Annotated in this window: 11 protein-coding genes; 4 read left to right on the forward strand and 7 right to left on the reverse strand. The window is 69.4% G+C overall.

Going from position 1 to position 14,920, the window contains the following annotated elements; all coding sequences use genetic code 11:
* Positions 1-499: 499 nt before the first annotated feature.
* From queA to ALSL_RS07355, 5 genes are read right to left on the reverse strand one after another with little or no spacing between them, the layout of a single operon-like run.
* Complete coding sequence (gene queA, locus ALSL_RS07335; RefSeq protein WP_126540105.1) at positions 500-1,531, reverse strand: tRNA preQ1(34) S-adenosylmethionine ribosyltransferase-isomerase QueA; 1,032 nt, start codon at positions 1,529-1,531, stop codon at positions 500-502.
* A gap of 58 nt (positions 1,532-1,589) precedes the next feature.
* Positions 1,590-2,192 carry a response regulator transcription factor gene (locus ALSL_RS07340; protein WP_126537872.1) on the reverse strand — a complete coding sequence of 201 codons (603 nt, stop codon included), beginning with the start codon at positions 2,190-2,192 and terminating at the stop codon, positions 1,590-1,592.
* Positions 2,189-3,424 carry a sensor histidine kinase gene (locus ALSL_RS07345; protein ID WP_126537874.1) on the reverse strand — a complete coding sequence of 412 codons (1,236 nt, stop codon included), beginning with the start codon at positions 3,422-3,424 and terminating at the stop codon, positions 2,189-2,191. Before ALSL_RS07345 ends, ALSL_RS07340 begins: the two co-directional genes overlap by 4 nt.
* A gap of 15 nt (positions 3,425-3,439) precedes the next feature.
* Positions 3,440-4,234: an ABC transporter permease gene (locus ALSL_RS07350; RefSeq protein WP_231700189.1), complete on the reverse strand. Its 795-nt coding sequence runs from the start codon at positions 4,232-4,234 to the stop codon at positions 3,440-3,442.
* Positions 4,234-5,142, reverse strand: a complete 909-nt coding sequence (locus ALSL_RS07355) for an ABC transporter ATP-binding protein (protein ID WP_126537876.1) — start codon at positions 5,140-5,142, stop codon at positions 4,234-4,236. The genes ALSL_RS07350 and ALSL_RS07355 overlap by 1 nt, the downstream gene beginning before the upstream one ends.
* Positions 5,143-5,417: 275 nt before the next feature.
* On the opposite strand from ALSL_RS07355, the gene ALSL_RS07360 reads away from it, so the two are divergent.
* From ALSL_RS07360 to ALSL_RS07370, 3 genes are all read left to right on the forward strand, one after another.
* Complete coding sequence (locus ALSL_RS07360) at positions 5,418-6,914, forward strand: aminotransferase class III-fold pyridoxal phosphate-dependent enzyme (protein ID WP_126537878.1); 1,497 nt, start codon at positions 5,418-5,420, stop codon at positions 6,912-6,914.
* A 253-nt stretch (positions 6,915-7,167) separates the two neighbouring features.
* On the forward strand, positions 7,168-7,806 hold the full coding sequence (gene upp / locus ALSL_RS07365; protein ID WP_126537880.1) for a uracil phosphoribosyltransferase: 639 nt from the start codon (positions 7,168-7,170) through the stop codon (positions 7,804-7,806).
* 109 nt (positions 7,807-7,915) lie between these two features.
* Complete coding sequence (locus tag ALSL_RS07370; protein ID WP_126537883.1) at positions 7,916-10,666, forward strand: lamin tail domain-containing protein; 2,751 nt, start codon at positions 7,916-7,918, stop codon at positions 10,664-10,666.
* A gap of 95 nt (positions 10,667-10,761) precedes the next feature.
* Here ALSL_RS07370 and pip read toward each other — a convergent pair whose 3' ends face one another.
* Both pip and ALSL_RS07380 read right to left on the reverse strand, forming a co-directional pair.
* Positions 10,762-11,715, reverse strand: coding sequence for a prolyl aminopeptidase (gene pip, locus ALSL_RS07375; RefSeq protein WP_126537885.1), 954 nt, complete (start codon positions 11,713-11,715; stop codon positions 10,762-10,764).
* A 113-nt stretch (positions 11,716-11,828) separates the two neighbouring features.
* On the reverse strand, positions 11,829-13,220 hold the full coding sequence (locus ALSL_RS07380) for an FAD-binding oxidoreductase (RefSeq protein WP_126537887.1): 1,392 nt from the start codon (positions 13,218-13,220) through the stop codon (positions 11,829-11,831).
* A 278-nt stretch (positions 13,221-13,498) separates the two neighbouring features.
* On the opposite strand from ALSL_RS07380, the gene ALSL_RS07385 reads away from it, so the two are divergent.
* A complete protein-coding gene (locus tag ALSL_RS07385; protein ID WP_126537889.1) occupies positions 13,499-14,917 on the forward strand; it encodes a cryptochrome/photolyase family protein in 1,419 nt (472 codons plus the stop codon).
* The last annotated feature ends 3 nt before the right edge of the window (positions 14,918-14,920 follow it).

The raw sequence follows: 14,920 nt of genomic DNA on the forward strand, positions 1-14,920 counted from the left end.
CTCGGCCGCCTTGGCCTTTGCTTTCCGTCCCCGATGAGCCGGCATCGAAACCCACCGCCATCCGATCGCCAAGGCGCGACCCACGCGCAAACCCACCCGCTTTGTCACCCCATCGCCAAGGCCCCACCCGGCATGACGACAAACGCTGCCTTGGCCTTGGCCTTGGCCTTGGCTTTGGCTTGAGCTTTGGCTTTTCGGGACCCTATGAGGCGGCGATCGCCGGCCAGCCAAAGCCCGCAGGGTGGCCGGCAGGAAGCCGGCCATTTTTCGTCGGGGCAGGAAGCCCCGTCGAAAAACGCTGACCGGCGAACGCGCACCTTGCCGGGCCATCAGGCACGGCAAGGCGCCTCATCGGGGTGCCGTTCTCTTTGGCTACTTTCTCTTCGGGCAAGCAAGAGAAAGTAGCCCGGCCGCCGGCAGGCGGACGGAACCCAAAACCCAGCCGCCGAAAGGCACGAACACGCAAGCAACCCGTCTCATCACGACGCCACGCTCCCGCTCAAACACCATGCGGCAGGATCAGCATCGCATCGCCGTAGGAGAAGAACCGGTAACGCTGCGCCACTGCATGACGATAGGCCGCAAGCACGAACTCGCGCCCGGCCAGTGCCGACACCAGCATCAGCAGCGTCGATTGCGGCAGATGGAAATTGGTGATGAGTCCGTCGATGCTGGTGATGTGGTAGCCGGGGAAGATGAAGATCTGCGTCTCGCCGGCGAACGGGCGCAGCACGCCGTCCACGATCGCGCTCTCCAGCGCGCGGACCACGGTGGTGCCGACCGCGATCACCCGCCCGCCGGCGGCGCGCGTGCGCTGGATCTTCTCCACCAGCGCGGCGCCGACGTTGAGCCACTCGCGGTGCATGCGGTGCTCGTGCAGGTGTTCCGTGCGCATCGGCTGGAAGGTGCCGGCGCCGACGTGCAGGGTCACATAGCCGGCATCCACGCCGCGCGCGCGCAGCGCATCGAGTAGCGGCTCGTCGAAATGCAGCCCCGCGGTGGGCGCGGCCACCGCGCCGGGCGAGCGCGCGTAGACCGTCTGGTAGCGCTCCAGGTCATCGGCGCCTGCGGGCCGCGCGATGTACGGTGGCAGCGGCATCTCGCCCAGCTTCGCCAGCAGTTTTTCCAGCGGCTCGGGCGATTCGAAATGCAGGCGGAAGAACGCATCCTCGCGGCCGAGCACGCACGCGAAGCTGCCGTCGGCCAGCTCGATGCGCGCGCCGGGCGCGGGCTTCTTGCTGACGCGAAGCTGCACGGTCGCCTCGTGCGCGCCGGTGACGCGCTCGATCAGGATCTCCACCGCGCCGCCGCTTTCCTTGCGCCCGTACAGCCGCGCCGGCAACACGCGGGTGTCGTTGAATACCAGCAAGTCGCCGGGTCGCAGCAGCTCGGTGAGATCGCGGAAGCGGCGATCCTCGAAGCGCTGCGCGGGCACGTCGAGCACCAGCAGACGACTAGCCGAGCGCTCCGGCAACGGCGCCTGCGCGATCAGCTCGGGCGGCAACGCGAAATCGAAATCGGATTTCTTCAAGGCGCGTGAGGTTTTGGCCACGGGACGCGCATTATCCCGCAACGCGCGACGCGGGCCGCTACAGCCAGCCCTTCTGCCGCGCAAGGCGATAGGCTTCGATGCGATTGGCCACGCCGAGCTTGCCGATCGCCTCGGAAAGGTAATTGCGCACGGTGCCGTGCGAGAGGTTGAGCCGGGCGGCGATGTCGCCGGCGGCGAGGCCTTCGCCGGCCAGCCGCAACACCTGCCGCTCGCGGTCGTTGAGCGGATCGGCTTCCGACCACGCCTCCAGCGCGAGTTCGGGATCGATCGCGCGGCCGCCGCGGTGCACGGTGCGCAACGCCTCGGCCAGACGCTCGGCCGGCGCATCCTTCAAGAGATAACCGGACACGCCGGCATCCAGCGCGCGGCGCAGGAACCCCGGGCGCGCGAAGGTGGTGACGATCACCACCTTGATCGACAGCTCATGACGCTGGATGCGCTGGGCGAGTTCGAGGCCGGTCAGGCCCGGCATCTCGATGTCGGTGACCAGCACGTCGGGCTTGAGCCGTTGCAGCTCGCGCCACGCCGCTTCGCCGTCGGCCGCCGAACCCAGCACGTCGATGTCCGGTTCCATGTCGAGCAACGCGGAGAGCGCGCCGCGCACCAGCGCCTGATCCTCGGCCAGCAGCACGCGGATCATGCGGCGTGTCCTTGCAGCGTCGGCGCCGGCATCGACGCGGATGGCTCCGCGACGGTGGACGCCGCGGACGAGGCCGATGCCGCGCGCAGCGGCACCTGCACCTCGATGCGCGTGCCGCGGCCGCGCGGCGAATCGATCGCCAGCGTGCCGCCGAGCGCGCGCACGCGCTCGCGCATGCCGGCCAGGCCATTGCCTTCGCCATGCGCGCCGCCGCGACCGTCGTCCGAAACGCACAGGCGCAGCCGGTCGCCCTGTCGTTCCCAGGCGATCCGCGCGTGGCTGGCCTGCGCATGCCGCGCGATGTTGGTCGCCGCCTCGCGCAGCACCAGCGCCAGCGCGCGTCCGGTCTCGGCGGGCAAGTCCGCCGGCGGCGGCGCATAGTCCAGAGGCACGCCGGTGGCGGCAAGCAGCAGGCGCGACGAGGCCAGCTCGGCGGCCAGATCGGTGGCGCGGATGCCGGTGACCGCCGCCCGCACCTCGGCCAGCGCATGGCGCGCGACGCGCTCGGCCTCTTCCACCTCGCGGCGCGCGGCATCGGCATCGCGGTCGAACAGCTTGCGCGAGAGTTCCAGCTTCAGCGTGATCAGCGACAGCGTGTGGCCGAGCAAGTCGTGCAGGTCGCGGCCGATGCGCTCGCGCTCGGCGATGGTGGCGAGCCGGCGCACTTCCTCGTGCGAGAGCTTCAGTTTTGCCGTGACCTCTTCGTTCGCGCGCTCGGCATGGACGATCATGCCGATGATGAAACTGGTCAGCGGAATGCTGATCACCGCCTGCCACGCATAACCGAGCAGCCAGGCTTCCAGCAGCATCGCCGCATTGAGCGCGGCGATGATCGCCACGTAGCGGCGCGGCGACATCGCCGCGCAACCGCGCAGCATCACGCAGCCGAACACGAAATAGGTGAGCCCGCTCGGATACCACGGCATCAGCACCAGGCTGAGCAAGGCCATCGCCTCGCCCCATACGCGGGCCTGCCGACGCGGCGCCACCGCTGATTTGGCGTACATGAACAGGAAAAGCGGATAGGACAGCGCCGTGCACAACCACCAGCGCGCATCCCAGCCGCGGTCGGAAAAGATCGGCGTGATGAACACCCACGCCGTCCACAGCAGGTGCACCGCATCCACCCAGGGCGACTTGCCCAGGCGCAGGCTCTGCGCGACGAACGAATCCGGCGCCGGCTGGAACCAGCGACCGAGACGGCGACGCCACGCTGGCAGGACGGCGGACATGGTCGGCATCCTACTTCAACCGTGCCGCTGCAGGCGTCGCGCGGCCAGCCCCAGGCAGGCCACGGCCCAGCCGGCCAGCACCAGCACGTGCGGCCAGCCCGCGGCCGGCGCGGCGCCGACCGCAGCGAGCGCGATCCGCTCCAGGTGGTAGCTCGGCCACAGCGGCGCGATCTGCTGCAACACCTTCGGCAACATCGGCAGCGGAAACCACAGCCCGGACAGGAACGACATCGGCAGATAGATGAGTTGCAGCACGCCGGGCGCGCCCTGGCCCTTGACCAGACTGCCGACCAGCATGCCGAGCGCGCAGAACGGCATCACCCCGAACGCGCCGGTGGCGAGCAGGCCGCCGACTTGCTGCGGCGTCAGCGCCACGTGGGCCAGTGCGAAAGCCAACGCCAGCAACACCAGCACGACGACGACGGCCGCGCCCATCGCCATCAGCAACTTGCCGAGCAGGTAAGCACCCGGCGGCATGGGCAGCGCGCGCTTGAGCGTGAGCAGCCCGCCGTCGCGCTCGAACGCCAGCGACACGCCGAAGCCGAACAGGCCCGGGCTCATCACGCCGAACACGCCGTAGCTGGCAAGCAGATAACGCGAGACCCCGGCGCCTTCCGACTTGGCCATCAGGATGCCGAACACGAGATAGAACAGGCTCGGGAACAGCAGCACCGGCAGCATGAAGCCGGGGTTGCGCAGATAGCGCAGGCACTCGCTGCGCGCCTCGGCGAGATAGGCGCCGAGCAGGCGGCGCGGCGACATGCGCGTGACATCGGCAGGCGAGTGGTCGACCAGCGTGGCGGTATTCATCAGGCGGCCTCCGGTAGGGATTCGCGGGTGAGTTCGGTGAAGGCTTCGGCCAGTCCGGCGCGCAGCACTTCCAGTTCGCGCAGGTCCGCATCGGCATCCAGCAGGCGGCGCACGACGACTTCCGGCGATGCGGTGGCGATGTGCAGGCGGCCGTCCGCGCAGCTCGCCGAGGCCACCTGCGGCCAGCGCGCGACGGCAGCGGCGTCGAGCCCGGTGCGGCAGCGGATGCGCGCGAGCGCCACGCGGGCGCGCAACGCGTCGACGCTGCCTTCGCTCAGCACGCGGCCCTGATCGAGCACCACCACGCGCTGCGCCAGCGCCTCGGCTTCCTCCAGGTAATGCGTGGTCAGCACCACCGCGCAGCCTTCGGCGACCAGCGCGCGTATAGCCATCCACAGTTTCTGCCGCGCGTCGATGTCCATGCCGACGGTGGGTTCGTCGAGGAACAAGAGCTCGGGGCGCCCGCACAACGCGAGCGCGAACTGCACGCGCCGCTGCTGGCCGCCGGAGAGCTTGCCGTAGTAGCGCGACAGCAGGTCGCCGATGCCGGCCAGCGCCGCGCATTCGTTGAGCGGACGCGGACGCGGGTAATAGCTGGCGGTGAGCCGCAGCAGCTCGCCCACGCGCAGCGTCCACGGCAGCGTGGCGGTCTGCAGCATCACGCCGATGCGGCGGCGCGCCTCGATGCGCTGCGGGTCGAGTCCGAACAGCTCGGCGCGACCGGCGTCGGGGCGCAGCAGGCCGAGCAGCAGCGCGATGCTGGTGCTCTTGCCGGCGCCGTTGGGCCCGAGCAGCGCGAGCAATTCGCCGCGCTGCAATTGGAGATCCACGCCATCGAGCGCGACGCGCGCGCCGTAGCGTTTCACCGCACCGGCAAGCCGGGCGACAGGTGCAAGCGGGGTGTTCATGGGCGGCGTCCTCCTGGTGCTGAGCAGCGTAGGCGGCGGCAGGCGGCGCGTGCAGTCGCCCGCGTCAGGCCGTGCGCGTGACAGCCGTCATGTGCGGGGTACCGGCCCGCCGGACGGGGCGTTATCCTTGAGACAAGTACAAGCGGACCGCACGACACATGGCCTTTTTCGAGGCCATGCCTGGCCGTCAGGTGTCGCTTGCAGACTCACTGCCGGCCTTTCGCAGGATGCGAAAGACCGCCCTCTGGCAAGACTTCTTTTGAGGAGACAACGCGATGGGCGTGATCGAAAAGCTGCGCGAGCTGCGCGAATTCGGCGGCAAGCCGAGGACCGTGGGCCTGGACGACGCCACCGTCGAGCGCATGGCCGCGCTCGACGCCCTGCTCGGCGAGGCCGTCGACGCGGCGATCGCCCGCCATCGCGAGCTGCGTGCGGAGCTGGCCGACTTCCTGCGGCTGGACGAGGCCGAGCAGATCGCCCGCGCGCAGGCCGGCTTCGTCAACTTCTATCCCGACGATGCGGTGAACCCATACCTGCCGGCCGCCGCGCGCGGGCCGTGGATCGTCACCCTCAAGGGCGCCGTGCTGCACGACAACGGCGGCTACGGCATGCTCGGCTTCGGCCACAACGATCCGGCCATCCTGGCCGCGCTGGCCCGGCCGCAGGTCATGGCCAACGTGATGACGCCGAGCGTGGCGCAGCTCCAGTTCACCCGCGCCATGCTCGATGAGCTCTCCCGCGGCCGCGGCCAGAGTCCTTACGGTCACTTCCTGTGCCTGAACTCCGGCTCCGAGGCGGTGACCCTGGCCGGGCGCATCGCCGACGTCAATGCGCGGCAGATGACCGATGCGGGCGGCCGCCATGCCGGACGCACGATCAAGCGCCTGGCGGTGAAGGGCGCCTTCCACGGCCGCACCGAGCGCCCGGCGCTGTATTCCGATTCCAACCGCAAGGTCTACCAGCAGTACCTGGCGAGCTATCGCCATGAGGACAGCCTGCTCACCGTCGAGCCGTACGACGTGGCGCAGCTCGAGGCTGCATTCGCGGACGCCGACCGCCACGGCTGGTTCATCGAGGCGATGTTCCTGGAGCCGGTGATGGGCGAAGGCGACCCCGGTCGCGCGGTGACGCCCGAGTTCTACGCCGCCGCGCGCCGGCTCACCGAGGCGCACGGCTCGCTGTTCCTGGTCGACTCGGTGCAAGCCGGCCTGCGCGCCCAGGGCGTGCTGTCGATCACCGCCTACCCCGGTTTCGAGAAGCTGCCGCCGCCGGACATGGAAACCTTTTCCAAGGCGATCAACGCCGGCCAGTATCCGCTGTCGGTGCTGGCGGTCGGCGAGCGCGCCGCCGGGCTCTATCGCAAGGGCATCTACGGCAACACCATGACCACCAACCCGCGCGCGCTGGATGTCGCCGTGGCCACCCTGGGTCAGCTCACCGACGCGGTCCGCGAGAACATCCGCGCCCGCGGCCGGGAGTTCCTGGCCAAACTCGAGGCGCTCAAGGACGAACTCGGCGGCCTCATCACCAAGGTGCAGGGCACGGGGCTGCTGTTCTCCTGCGAGCTCGCGCCGCAGTTCAAGTGCTACGGTGCCAGCTCGATCGAGGAGTACCTGCGCGAACACGGCATCGGCGTGATCCATGGCGGCGCCAATTCGCTGCGCTTCACCCCGCACTTCCGCATCACCAGCGCGGAGGTCGACCTGGTCGTCGCGCACGTGCGCAAGGCGCTGCTGGAAGGTCCCCGCAAGCAGGCCGCCGAGGCGGCCTGAACGTGTCCGCGCATGGCGCCGACGACCGTCGCGGCCACGCCGCAGGACCGCATGAAAAGCGGCCGTGCCCCAGGCCGGCGCGCCATCGCATCCAGGACGACGCGTGCCGCCTTCAGCGATTCATGAGCGGATGCTTCAAGAACGGTGCCTCGCCGTAAAAACCCCAACCGGGCGAACCCACCTCGCGATGTTCCACGAAACCGCGGCATGACGCGCCGCGGTCTTGAAAAAGAGCCCAGATTCCCCGCCGCCCATGAAGATCGTCGAAGTCCGCCACCCGCTGATCCAGCACAAACTGGGCCTGATGCGCCGCGCCGGCATCAGCACCAAGGAGTTCCGCGAGCTCGCCTCCGAGGTCGCCGCCCTGCTCACCTACGAGGCGACCAAGGACCTCGAGACCATCGAGGAGACCGTCGAAGGCTGGGCCGGCCCGGTACTGGTCCACCGCATCAAGGGCAAGAAGGTCACCATCGTGCCGATCCTGCGCGCGGGCCTGGGCATGCTGCCGGGCGTGCTCGACCTCATCCCGGCCGCCAAGGTCAGCGTGGTCGGCCTGCAGCGCGATGAGGAGACCCTCAAGCCGACCGCCTACTACGAGAAACTCACCGGCCGCATGGACGAGCGCATCGCGCTGATCGTCGACCCGATGCTGGCCACCGCCGGCACCCTGGTCGCCACCGTGGACATGCTGAAGGCGGCCGGCTGCCGGCGCATCAAGGGCCTGTTCCTGGTCGCCGCCCCGGAGGGCCTGGCGCACGTCGAGGCCACCCATCCGGACGTGGAGATCTACACCGCCGCGATCGACCAGGGCCTCAACGAGCAGGGCTACATCCTGCCCGGCCTGGGCGATGCCGGCGACAAGATCTTCGGTACCAAGCAGTTGCCGGGCTGACGCCGGCGGCGTACATCACGCTTTCGTCGGCAAGCCCCGCACGCCTTCGCAAAACTGTCTTCAAAGCCTGCTAGCTTGCCGGGCAGCCCATCACCAGGGGAACACCAGCATGCTCGGCAAGCTCAAGCGCCGCGGGCTTCGGCTCGCGTTCGTCGGTATCGTCGCATCCTGCTTCGCGGCACAGGCCGCCGACCTCTCCGTCAGCCAGTTCCGCGTGCGCGGGCCGGCCGGCGGCAACGACGAATTCGTCGAACTGTTCAACGCCGGCGCGACGACGCTGGACCTCGCCGGCTTCAGGCTCAACGCCTCCAACGCCAGCGGCACCACCGGCACCCGGCTGACCTTCCCTGCGGGCACCGCGATCAAGCCGGGCTGCTATTTGCTGCTGGCCAACGGCGCCAGTGGCGGCTATGCCGGCAGCGTGGCGGCCGATCTCAAGTATGCCACCGGCATCACCGACGACGGCGGCCTGGCCGTGCTCGACGCCGGCGGCACGGTGCTCGATCAGGTCGGCCTGAGCAGCGGCTCGGCCTACAAGGCCGGCACGCCGCTCGTCTCGCTGGGCAGCAGCAACGTCGACCAGGGCTATGCGCGCCGCCAAAACGCCGCCGGCGTGCCGCAAAACAGCGGCGACAACGCCGCCGACTTCGTCAAGGTCGCGCCGACCTCGCCGCACAACAGCGCGAGCAGTTGCGTGGCGCAGGCGGCCGCGCTGTCGATCGCCGATGCCAGCGCCACCGTCCGCGGCGCCGGCGACGTGGCGATGACTTTCACCGTCACGCTGAACCAGCCTGCGCCCGAGGGCGGCGTCAGCGTGCATGCGGCCACCCGCGACGACACCGCCAAGGCCGGCACCGACTACGAGGCGGTGGACACCACGCTCACCATTGCTTCTGGCCAGACCCAGGCGCAGCTCAGCGTCACCGTGCACGGCCGCACCACCCCGAGCGAGGACAAGACCTTCCTGGTCGAACTCGGTGACGCCAGCGGCGGCGTGGCCTTGGCCGACGCCAGTGCGATCGGCGCGATCCTCTACGACATCCCGGTCACCGCCGAGATCTGGCAGATCACCGGCCACGACGCCGTCTCGCCGCTGCTCGGCAAGTCGGTGCTGACCTCCGGCAACGTGGTCACCGCGGTGGGGCCGCAAGGCTTCACCATGCAGACTCCGGATGCGCGCGCCGACGCCGATCCGCTCACCTCCAACGGCATCTACGTCTACACCGGCGCCGCGCCGACCGTGACGGTGGGCGACGTGGTCGACGTCGCCGCACGGGTGACCGACTACTACCACATGGCCGAGCTCAAGGACGCCACGGTCACCGCCACCGCGCACGGCGCGGCGCTGCCGCAGGCGATCGTATTCGACGAGTCCACGCCTTCCCCCGATCCCGCCCGCCTTTCCTGCGGCACCACCAATTTCCAGTGCTTCATGAGCATGCGCGTGAAGATCGCGCACGGCATGATCAACACCGGCAACAAGCGCTTCAGCAACGAGCCCTATGCCGAGGTCAGCATCACCGCCAACGGCCGCCGTTCGCTGCGCGAGCGCGGCGTGGAATTCGGCGTGCCGGTGCCCGACGGCGTCAGCCTGCCCAACTGGGACGGCAATCCGGAAGTGTTCAAGATGAACGCGGCCGACTTCGGCGTGGTACCGGCCGCGACACCGTTCAACGCCGGCACCACGTTCAGCGCCGAGGGCGTGATCGCCTACGACTTCGGCGCCTACACCTTCATCCCGACCTCGCTTAAGGTGAGGCAGGCCGCCACGATGCCCCGCGCGGTGACGCCGGTACCGCCGCTGACGCTGCGCGTCGGCGCCTTCAACGTCGAGCGCTTCTGCGACAGTACGTTCGATACCGTCTACACCTGCAGCGGCGGCAGCAAGGAGCCGAGCGCGGACGAGGTGGCGCTCAAGACCCGGCGGCTGTCGAGCTACATCGGCGGGGTGCTGAAACTGCCCGACGTGATCTCGCTGGAGGAGGTGGAGACGCTGGAGCTGCTGCAGGGCCTGGCCAAGCAGCTCGGCGACGACTACCCGGTGAAATACGACGCCTATCTGCTGCCCGGCCACGACCCCAGCGGCATCGACGTCGGCTTTCTGGTGCGGCACGACCGCGTCCGCGTGCTCTCGGTGGAGCAGCTCGCCGCCGACGAGACCTGGAACGACAATGGCCAGAGCGCCTATGTCCACGATCATCCACCGCTGCTGCTCACCGCGCAGGCCGGCCTCATGCGCTTCAAGGTGATCGCCGTGCACCTCAAGGCGCGGCAGAACGTGGACGACGCCACCGCCGCCGCGGTGCGCGACCGCCAGAAGCGCTTCCTGCAGGCGAAGTCCATCGCCACCCAGGTGCAGTCACTGCAACGCGCCGAGCCGCTGACGCCGCTCCTGGTGGTGGGTGATTTCAACGCCTATCAGTTCAGTGACGGCTGGGCCGATCTGGTAGGGCTGATCGCCGGGCGCTACCAGGACAGCGAGAACCTGCTCAAGCTCGACGCACCCAACATCGTGCGGCCGGCGCTGTGGAATGCGGTGGAGACGGTGCCGGAAAACGACCGTTATTCCTATCTCTACACCGAGAACTTCGGCGAGATCCAGGGCTACACCAAGGCCGGCAGCGGCAACCCGGGGCGCACCGTGCCGACCGTGCAGGTACTCGACCATGCCCTGCTCAACCTGCCTGCGCGGCTGCGCTTCCTGCGCATGCAGTATGGCCGTGCCGACATCGATGCACCGGCCCAGACCGAAGCCGACGCCGCCCAGGCCGCGGACTGGACGCGGGCGATCGGTGTCTCCGACCACGACGGCTTCGTGGTCGACCTCGTCGATCCGCTGATTCCGCCGCTGCGGCATTGAAGCGGGCCACCCAGCCTTCCCGCCACACGGCGGGAAGGCTTCGGGATGATCGGCAATCCACGCGGCCGCACGGCCGCGTTCGTGCGAAGGTCAGCTCAGCCGCGGAAGCGGTCGGTGGCCTCGATCAGCTCATGGGCGATGCCCGGCTCGAAGGCGGCGTGGCCGGCATCCTGCACGATGCGCAACTCGGCCTCGGGCCAGGCGCGGTGCAGATCCCAGGCGTTGCGCAGCGGACAGACCACGTCATAGCGGCCGTGCACGATCACCGCCGGGATGTGGCGGATGCGATCGACGTTGCGCAGCAATTGGTCGTCGTGCGCGAAAAAGCCGCCATGCACGAAGTAGTGGCATTCGATGCGGGCGAAGGCGAGTGCGAAGGCGTCCTCGCCGCTCGCCGCGATGTAGTCGGGGTCCTGGCGCAGGTAGACGGTGGCGCCCTCCCAGGTCGCCCAGGCGCGCGCCGCCTCGAGCCGCACGCGCGGATCATCGCCGGTCAGACGGCGGTGATAGGCGCTCATCAGATCGCCGCGTTCGACTTCGGGAATCGGCGCGAGGTAATGCTCCCAGGCATCCGGATACAGTGCGCTGCAGCCTTCCTGGTAGAACCATTCCAGCTCCCAGCGGCGCAGCATGAAGATGCCGCGCAGCACCAGCTCGCTCACCCGCTCAGGATGCGTCTGCGCATAGGCCAGCGCCAGCGTGGAGCCCCAGGAGCCGCCGAACACCTGCCAGCGCGCGATGCCCAGATGCTCGCGCAGCTGCTCCATGTCGGAGACCAGATGCCAGGTGGTGTTGTCGGTGAGTTCCGCGTGCGGCGTGGAGCGTCCGCAGCCGCGCTGGTCGAACAGCACGATGCGATAGGCCTCCGGGTCGAAGAAACGCCGGCACTTGGGATTGCAGCCGCCGCCCGGCCCGCCGTGCAGGAACACCACCGGCTTGCCGTGCGGGTTGCCGCACTGCTCGTAATAGATCCGGTGCAAGGGCGAGACCTGCAGGAAGCCGCTGTCGTAGGGTTCGATCGCGGGATAGAGGCTGCGACGTTCGGTCATGAGCGGCTCGAAAGCTGAGGCGGGAAAGCCCCTTAGGCTAGGGGGCAGCCCACGGGCGATGCAAGCCAGCTTCGGCGGTCCGCACGCGTTTGCCGTCCGAACGATGCGTTTGTTCAATCCACCGGAAACAGCTTGCCGGGGTTGAGCAGGCGCTGCGGATCGAATACACGCTTGATGCCGCACATCAGCGCGATCTCCGCCGCGCTGCGCGTGCTTTCGAGATAGGGCCGCTTGACCAGGCCGATGCCGTGTTCGGCCGAGATGCTGCCGCCGTGTTTTTCGAGCACCGCGGCGAGCAGCACGGTGACGCGCTCGCATTCGGCGATGAAGGCGGCATCGTCCATCGCGGCGGGCTTGAGGATGTTGATGTGCAGGTTGCCGTCGCCGATGTGGCCGAACCAGACCACCTCGAACTGCGGATACTCACGCGCGAGCAGGGCCTGGATCTCGCCTAGGAACGCCGGCACCGCATCGATGCGCACCGCGACGTCGTTCTTGTACGGCTTGTGCGGCGCCAGGCTCTCGGTGATGCCCTCGCGCAGGCGCCACAGGGCCTCGGCCTGCGCCTGGCTCTGCGCGATCACGCCGTCGATGATCCAGCCTTGCGCGGCGCCCTCCTCGAAGGCGGCGAGCGCCGCCTGCTGCGCGGCCTCGTCGGCGGCGTCGAACTCGGTCACCACGTAGCAGGGATACTCGCCCGCCAGCGCGCGCTGGGCGCCGTGGGCGAGCACGTGGGCGAGCGCGACGTCGGTGAAGAACTCGAATGCCTGCAGGGAAAGCCGGCGGCGGAACAAGGCGAACACCGCCAGAACGGCATCGATGTCCGGCAGCGCCAGCAGCATCACCTGCGCGGGCGGCGGCGGGTCGGTGAGTTCCAGCAACGCGCCGACCACCACGCCCAGCGTGCCCTCCGAGCCGATCATCAGCTGGCGCAGGTCGTAGCCGCTGGAGTTCTTGACCAGGCCGCGATTGAGCTCGATGAGCTCGCCTTCGCCGGTCACCACGGTGAGCCCGGCGATCCAGTCGCGGGTATTGCCGTAGCGGATCACGCGGATGCCGCCGGCGTTGGTGGCGACGTTGCCGCCGATCGTGCAGGAGCCGCGCGCGGCGAAATCCACCGGATAGATGAGGCCGTGCGCGCGCGCCGCCTCCTGCGCCGCCTGTAAGGTGATGCCGGCCTGCACGGCGAGCAGCCGGCCGGCTGGCGAAAAGCCGAGCACGCGGTGCATCCGTTCCAGGCTCAGCACCAGCTCGCCGTGCGCCGCCACTGCGCCACCGGAAAGCCCGGTGCGCCCGCCCGAAGGCACCAGGGCGATACGGTGATCATTCGCCCAGCGCACCACGTCCTGCACCTCGGCCACGCTCGAAGGCAGGGCGATGGCGATCGGCGCGGGCGTCCAGCGGCGCGTCCAGTCGCGACCGTAATGCACGAGATCCGCCGGTTCGGTGAGCAGGCGCAGCCCCGGCGAACGGGCGGCGAGGTCGGCAAGTCGCGGATCGGTCATCGAAGGCTCCGGGAAATGGACGTCCAGACTGCCAGCTTTAGCCGGTCGCGGAAATACTGCCGAATGCCGCGCCCTACCCCGAAGCGGCCAAGGGCGGCAGATTCGCGGCCGATCCGCCAGGGTTCGCGGGGTGATGGCGAGCTTTTTTCAGCGATGGCAGCTCTCCAATGATGGTCGGCCACACCACACGCGCGGCTCCAGGCATCCGGTGGCGGTCGGGTGCCACGAATCGGAAAACCGATAACATCCTCCGCCGAACTCGCCGCTCGTTCACCTCGATGTCCACCGCCCTGGTGCTGTTCCGGCGCGACCTGCGCCTGGCCGACAACCCTGCCCTCGCGGCCGCCTGTGCCGGGCACGACCGGGTCCTGCCGGTTTACATCCACGCGCCCGAGCAGGAGGCCCCGTGGGCGCCGGGCGCCGCCAGCCGCTGGTGGCTGCACCATGCGCTGGAAGCGCTGCGCCGGCAGCTTGCCGCGCAAGGCACGGATCTGCATCTTCGCATCGGCAACCCCCTCGACCAGCTGCGCGATCTGGTGCGCGCCAGCGGCGCCACGGCGATCCACTGGAACCGCCGCTACGAGCCGGCCGGCATCGCCAGCGACACGGCGCTGAAAGCCGCCCTGCGCGAAGACGGCATCGCGGTCCACAGCCATGCGGGCAACCTCTGGCACGAGCCATGGATGCTGGCCACGGATGCCGGCCAGCCGTACCGGGTGTTCACCCCGTTCTGGCACAATCTGCGCTCGCAGCTGCCGGAGGCGGCGCCGCTGCCGGTGGCCCGGGCCCGCGAATGGCTGCGGGTCCCGGGCAGCCTGCCGACGGCGGCGATGGGCCTGCTGCCTGCGATCCGCTGGGATGCGGGGCTGGCCGAGGCCTGGCGGCCGGGCGAAGCCGGCGCGCGCGAGCTACTGGAGATTTTCGCGGACGATGCCGTGGCGGATTATGCGAAAGGCCGCGACCTGCCCGCCCGCCACGGCACCTCGCGCCTGTCGCCGCACCTGCACTTCGGCGAAATCACGCCGCGGCAGATCCGGCACGTCCTGCAGGAGCGCGCCGGTGCCATCGACGCCAGACAGCGGCCGGACCTGGAACCCTATCTGCGCGAACTGGGCTGGCGCGAATTCGCCCACCACCTGCTGTTCCACTTCCCGCACACGCCCGAGGCCAACTTCAACCCCCGCTTCGACGATTTCCCGTGGGCGCCCGCCGATGAGGCTGTACTGGCGCGCTGGCGGCAGGGCCGCACCGGCATCCCGCTGGTCGACGCCGGCATGCGCGAGCTCTGGCACACCGGCTGGATGCACAACCGCGTGCGCATGGTGGTGGCCAGCTTCCTGACCAAGAACCTGCGCCAGCACTGGCTGCACGGCGCCCGCTGGTTCTGGGATACGCTGGTGGATGCGGACCTTGCCAATAACACCCTGGGCTGGCAGTGGGTGGCCGGCTGCGGGGCCGATGCCGCGCCCTACTTCCGTGTATTCAACCCTTACCTGCAATCGGCCAAGTTCGACCCCGACGCCGCCTACCTCAAACGCTGGCTGCCGGAACTGGCGGCACTGCCGGCCAAGACGCTGCACGAGGCCTGGAAGCACCCGGCGGCGCTGGCGGCCTGCGGCTATCCGGCGCCGATCGTGGACATGGCGGCCTCGCGCGATGCCGCACTGGCGGCCTGGAGCGCGCTGGCCAGGGAGTGAGGG

It is taken from the genome of Aerosticca soli, from assembly GCF_003967035.1.
In the GTDB taxonomy this organism is placed as follows: domain Bacteria; phylum Pseudomonadota; class Gammaproteobacteria; order Xanthomonadales; family Rhodanobacteraceae; genus Aerosticca; species Aerosticca soli.

Coding starts and splice junctions, on each gene's coding strand:
- ALSL_RS07380 (WP_126537887.1), bottom strand. CDS start 13,220: ATGACCGATCCGCGACTTGCCGACCTCGCCGCCCGTTCGCCGGGGCTG.
- pip (WP_126537885.1), bottom strand. CDS start 11,715: ATGACCGAACGTCGCAGCCTCTATCCCGCGATCGAACCCTACGACAGC.
- ALSL_RS07355 (WP_126537876.1), bottom strand. CDS start 5,142: ATGAACACCCCGCTTGCACCTGTCGCCCGGCTTGCCGGTGCGGTGAAA.
- ALSL_RS07385 (WP_126537889.1), top strand. CDS start 13,499: ATGTCCACCGCCCTGGTGCTGTTCCGGCGCGACCTGCGCCTGGCCGAC.
- ALSL_RS07350 (WP_231700189.1), bottom strand. CDS start 4,234: ATGAATACCGCCACGCTGGTCGACCACTCGCCTGCCGATGTCACGCGC.
- ALSL_RS07340 (WP_126537872.1), bottom strand. CDS start 2,192: ATGATCCGCGTGCTGCTGGCCGAGGATCAGGCGCTGGTGCGCGGCGCG.
- upp (WP_126537880.1), top strand. CDS start 7,168: ATGAAGATCGTCGAAGTCCGCCACCCGCTGATCCAGCACAAACTGGGC.
- ALSL_RS07345 (WP_126537874.1), bottom strand. CDS start 3,424: ATGTCCGCCGTCCTGCCAGCGTGGCGTCGCCGTCTCGGTCGCTGGTTC.
- ALSL_RS07360 (WP_126537878.1), top strand. CDS start 5,418: ATGGGCGTGATCGAAAAGCTGCGCGAGCTGCGCGAATTCGGCGGCAAG.
- ALSL_RS07370 (WP_126537883.1), top strand. CDS start 7,916: ATGCTCGGCAAGCTCAAGCGCCGCGGGCTTCGGCTCGCGTTCGTCGGT.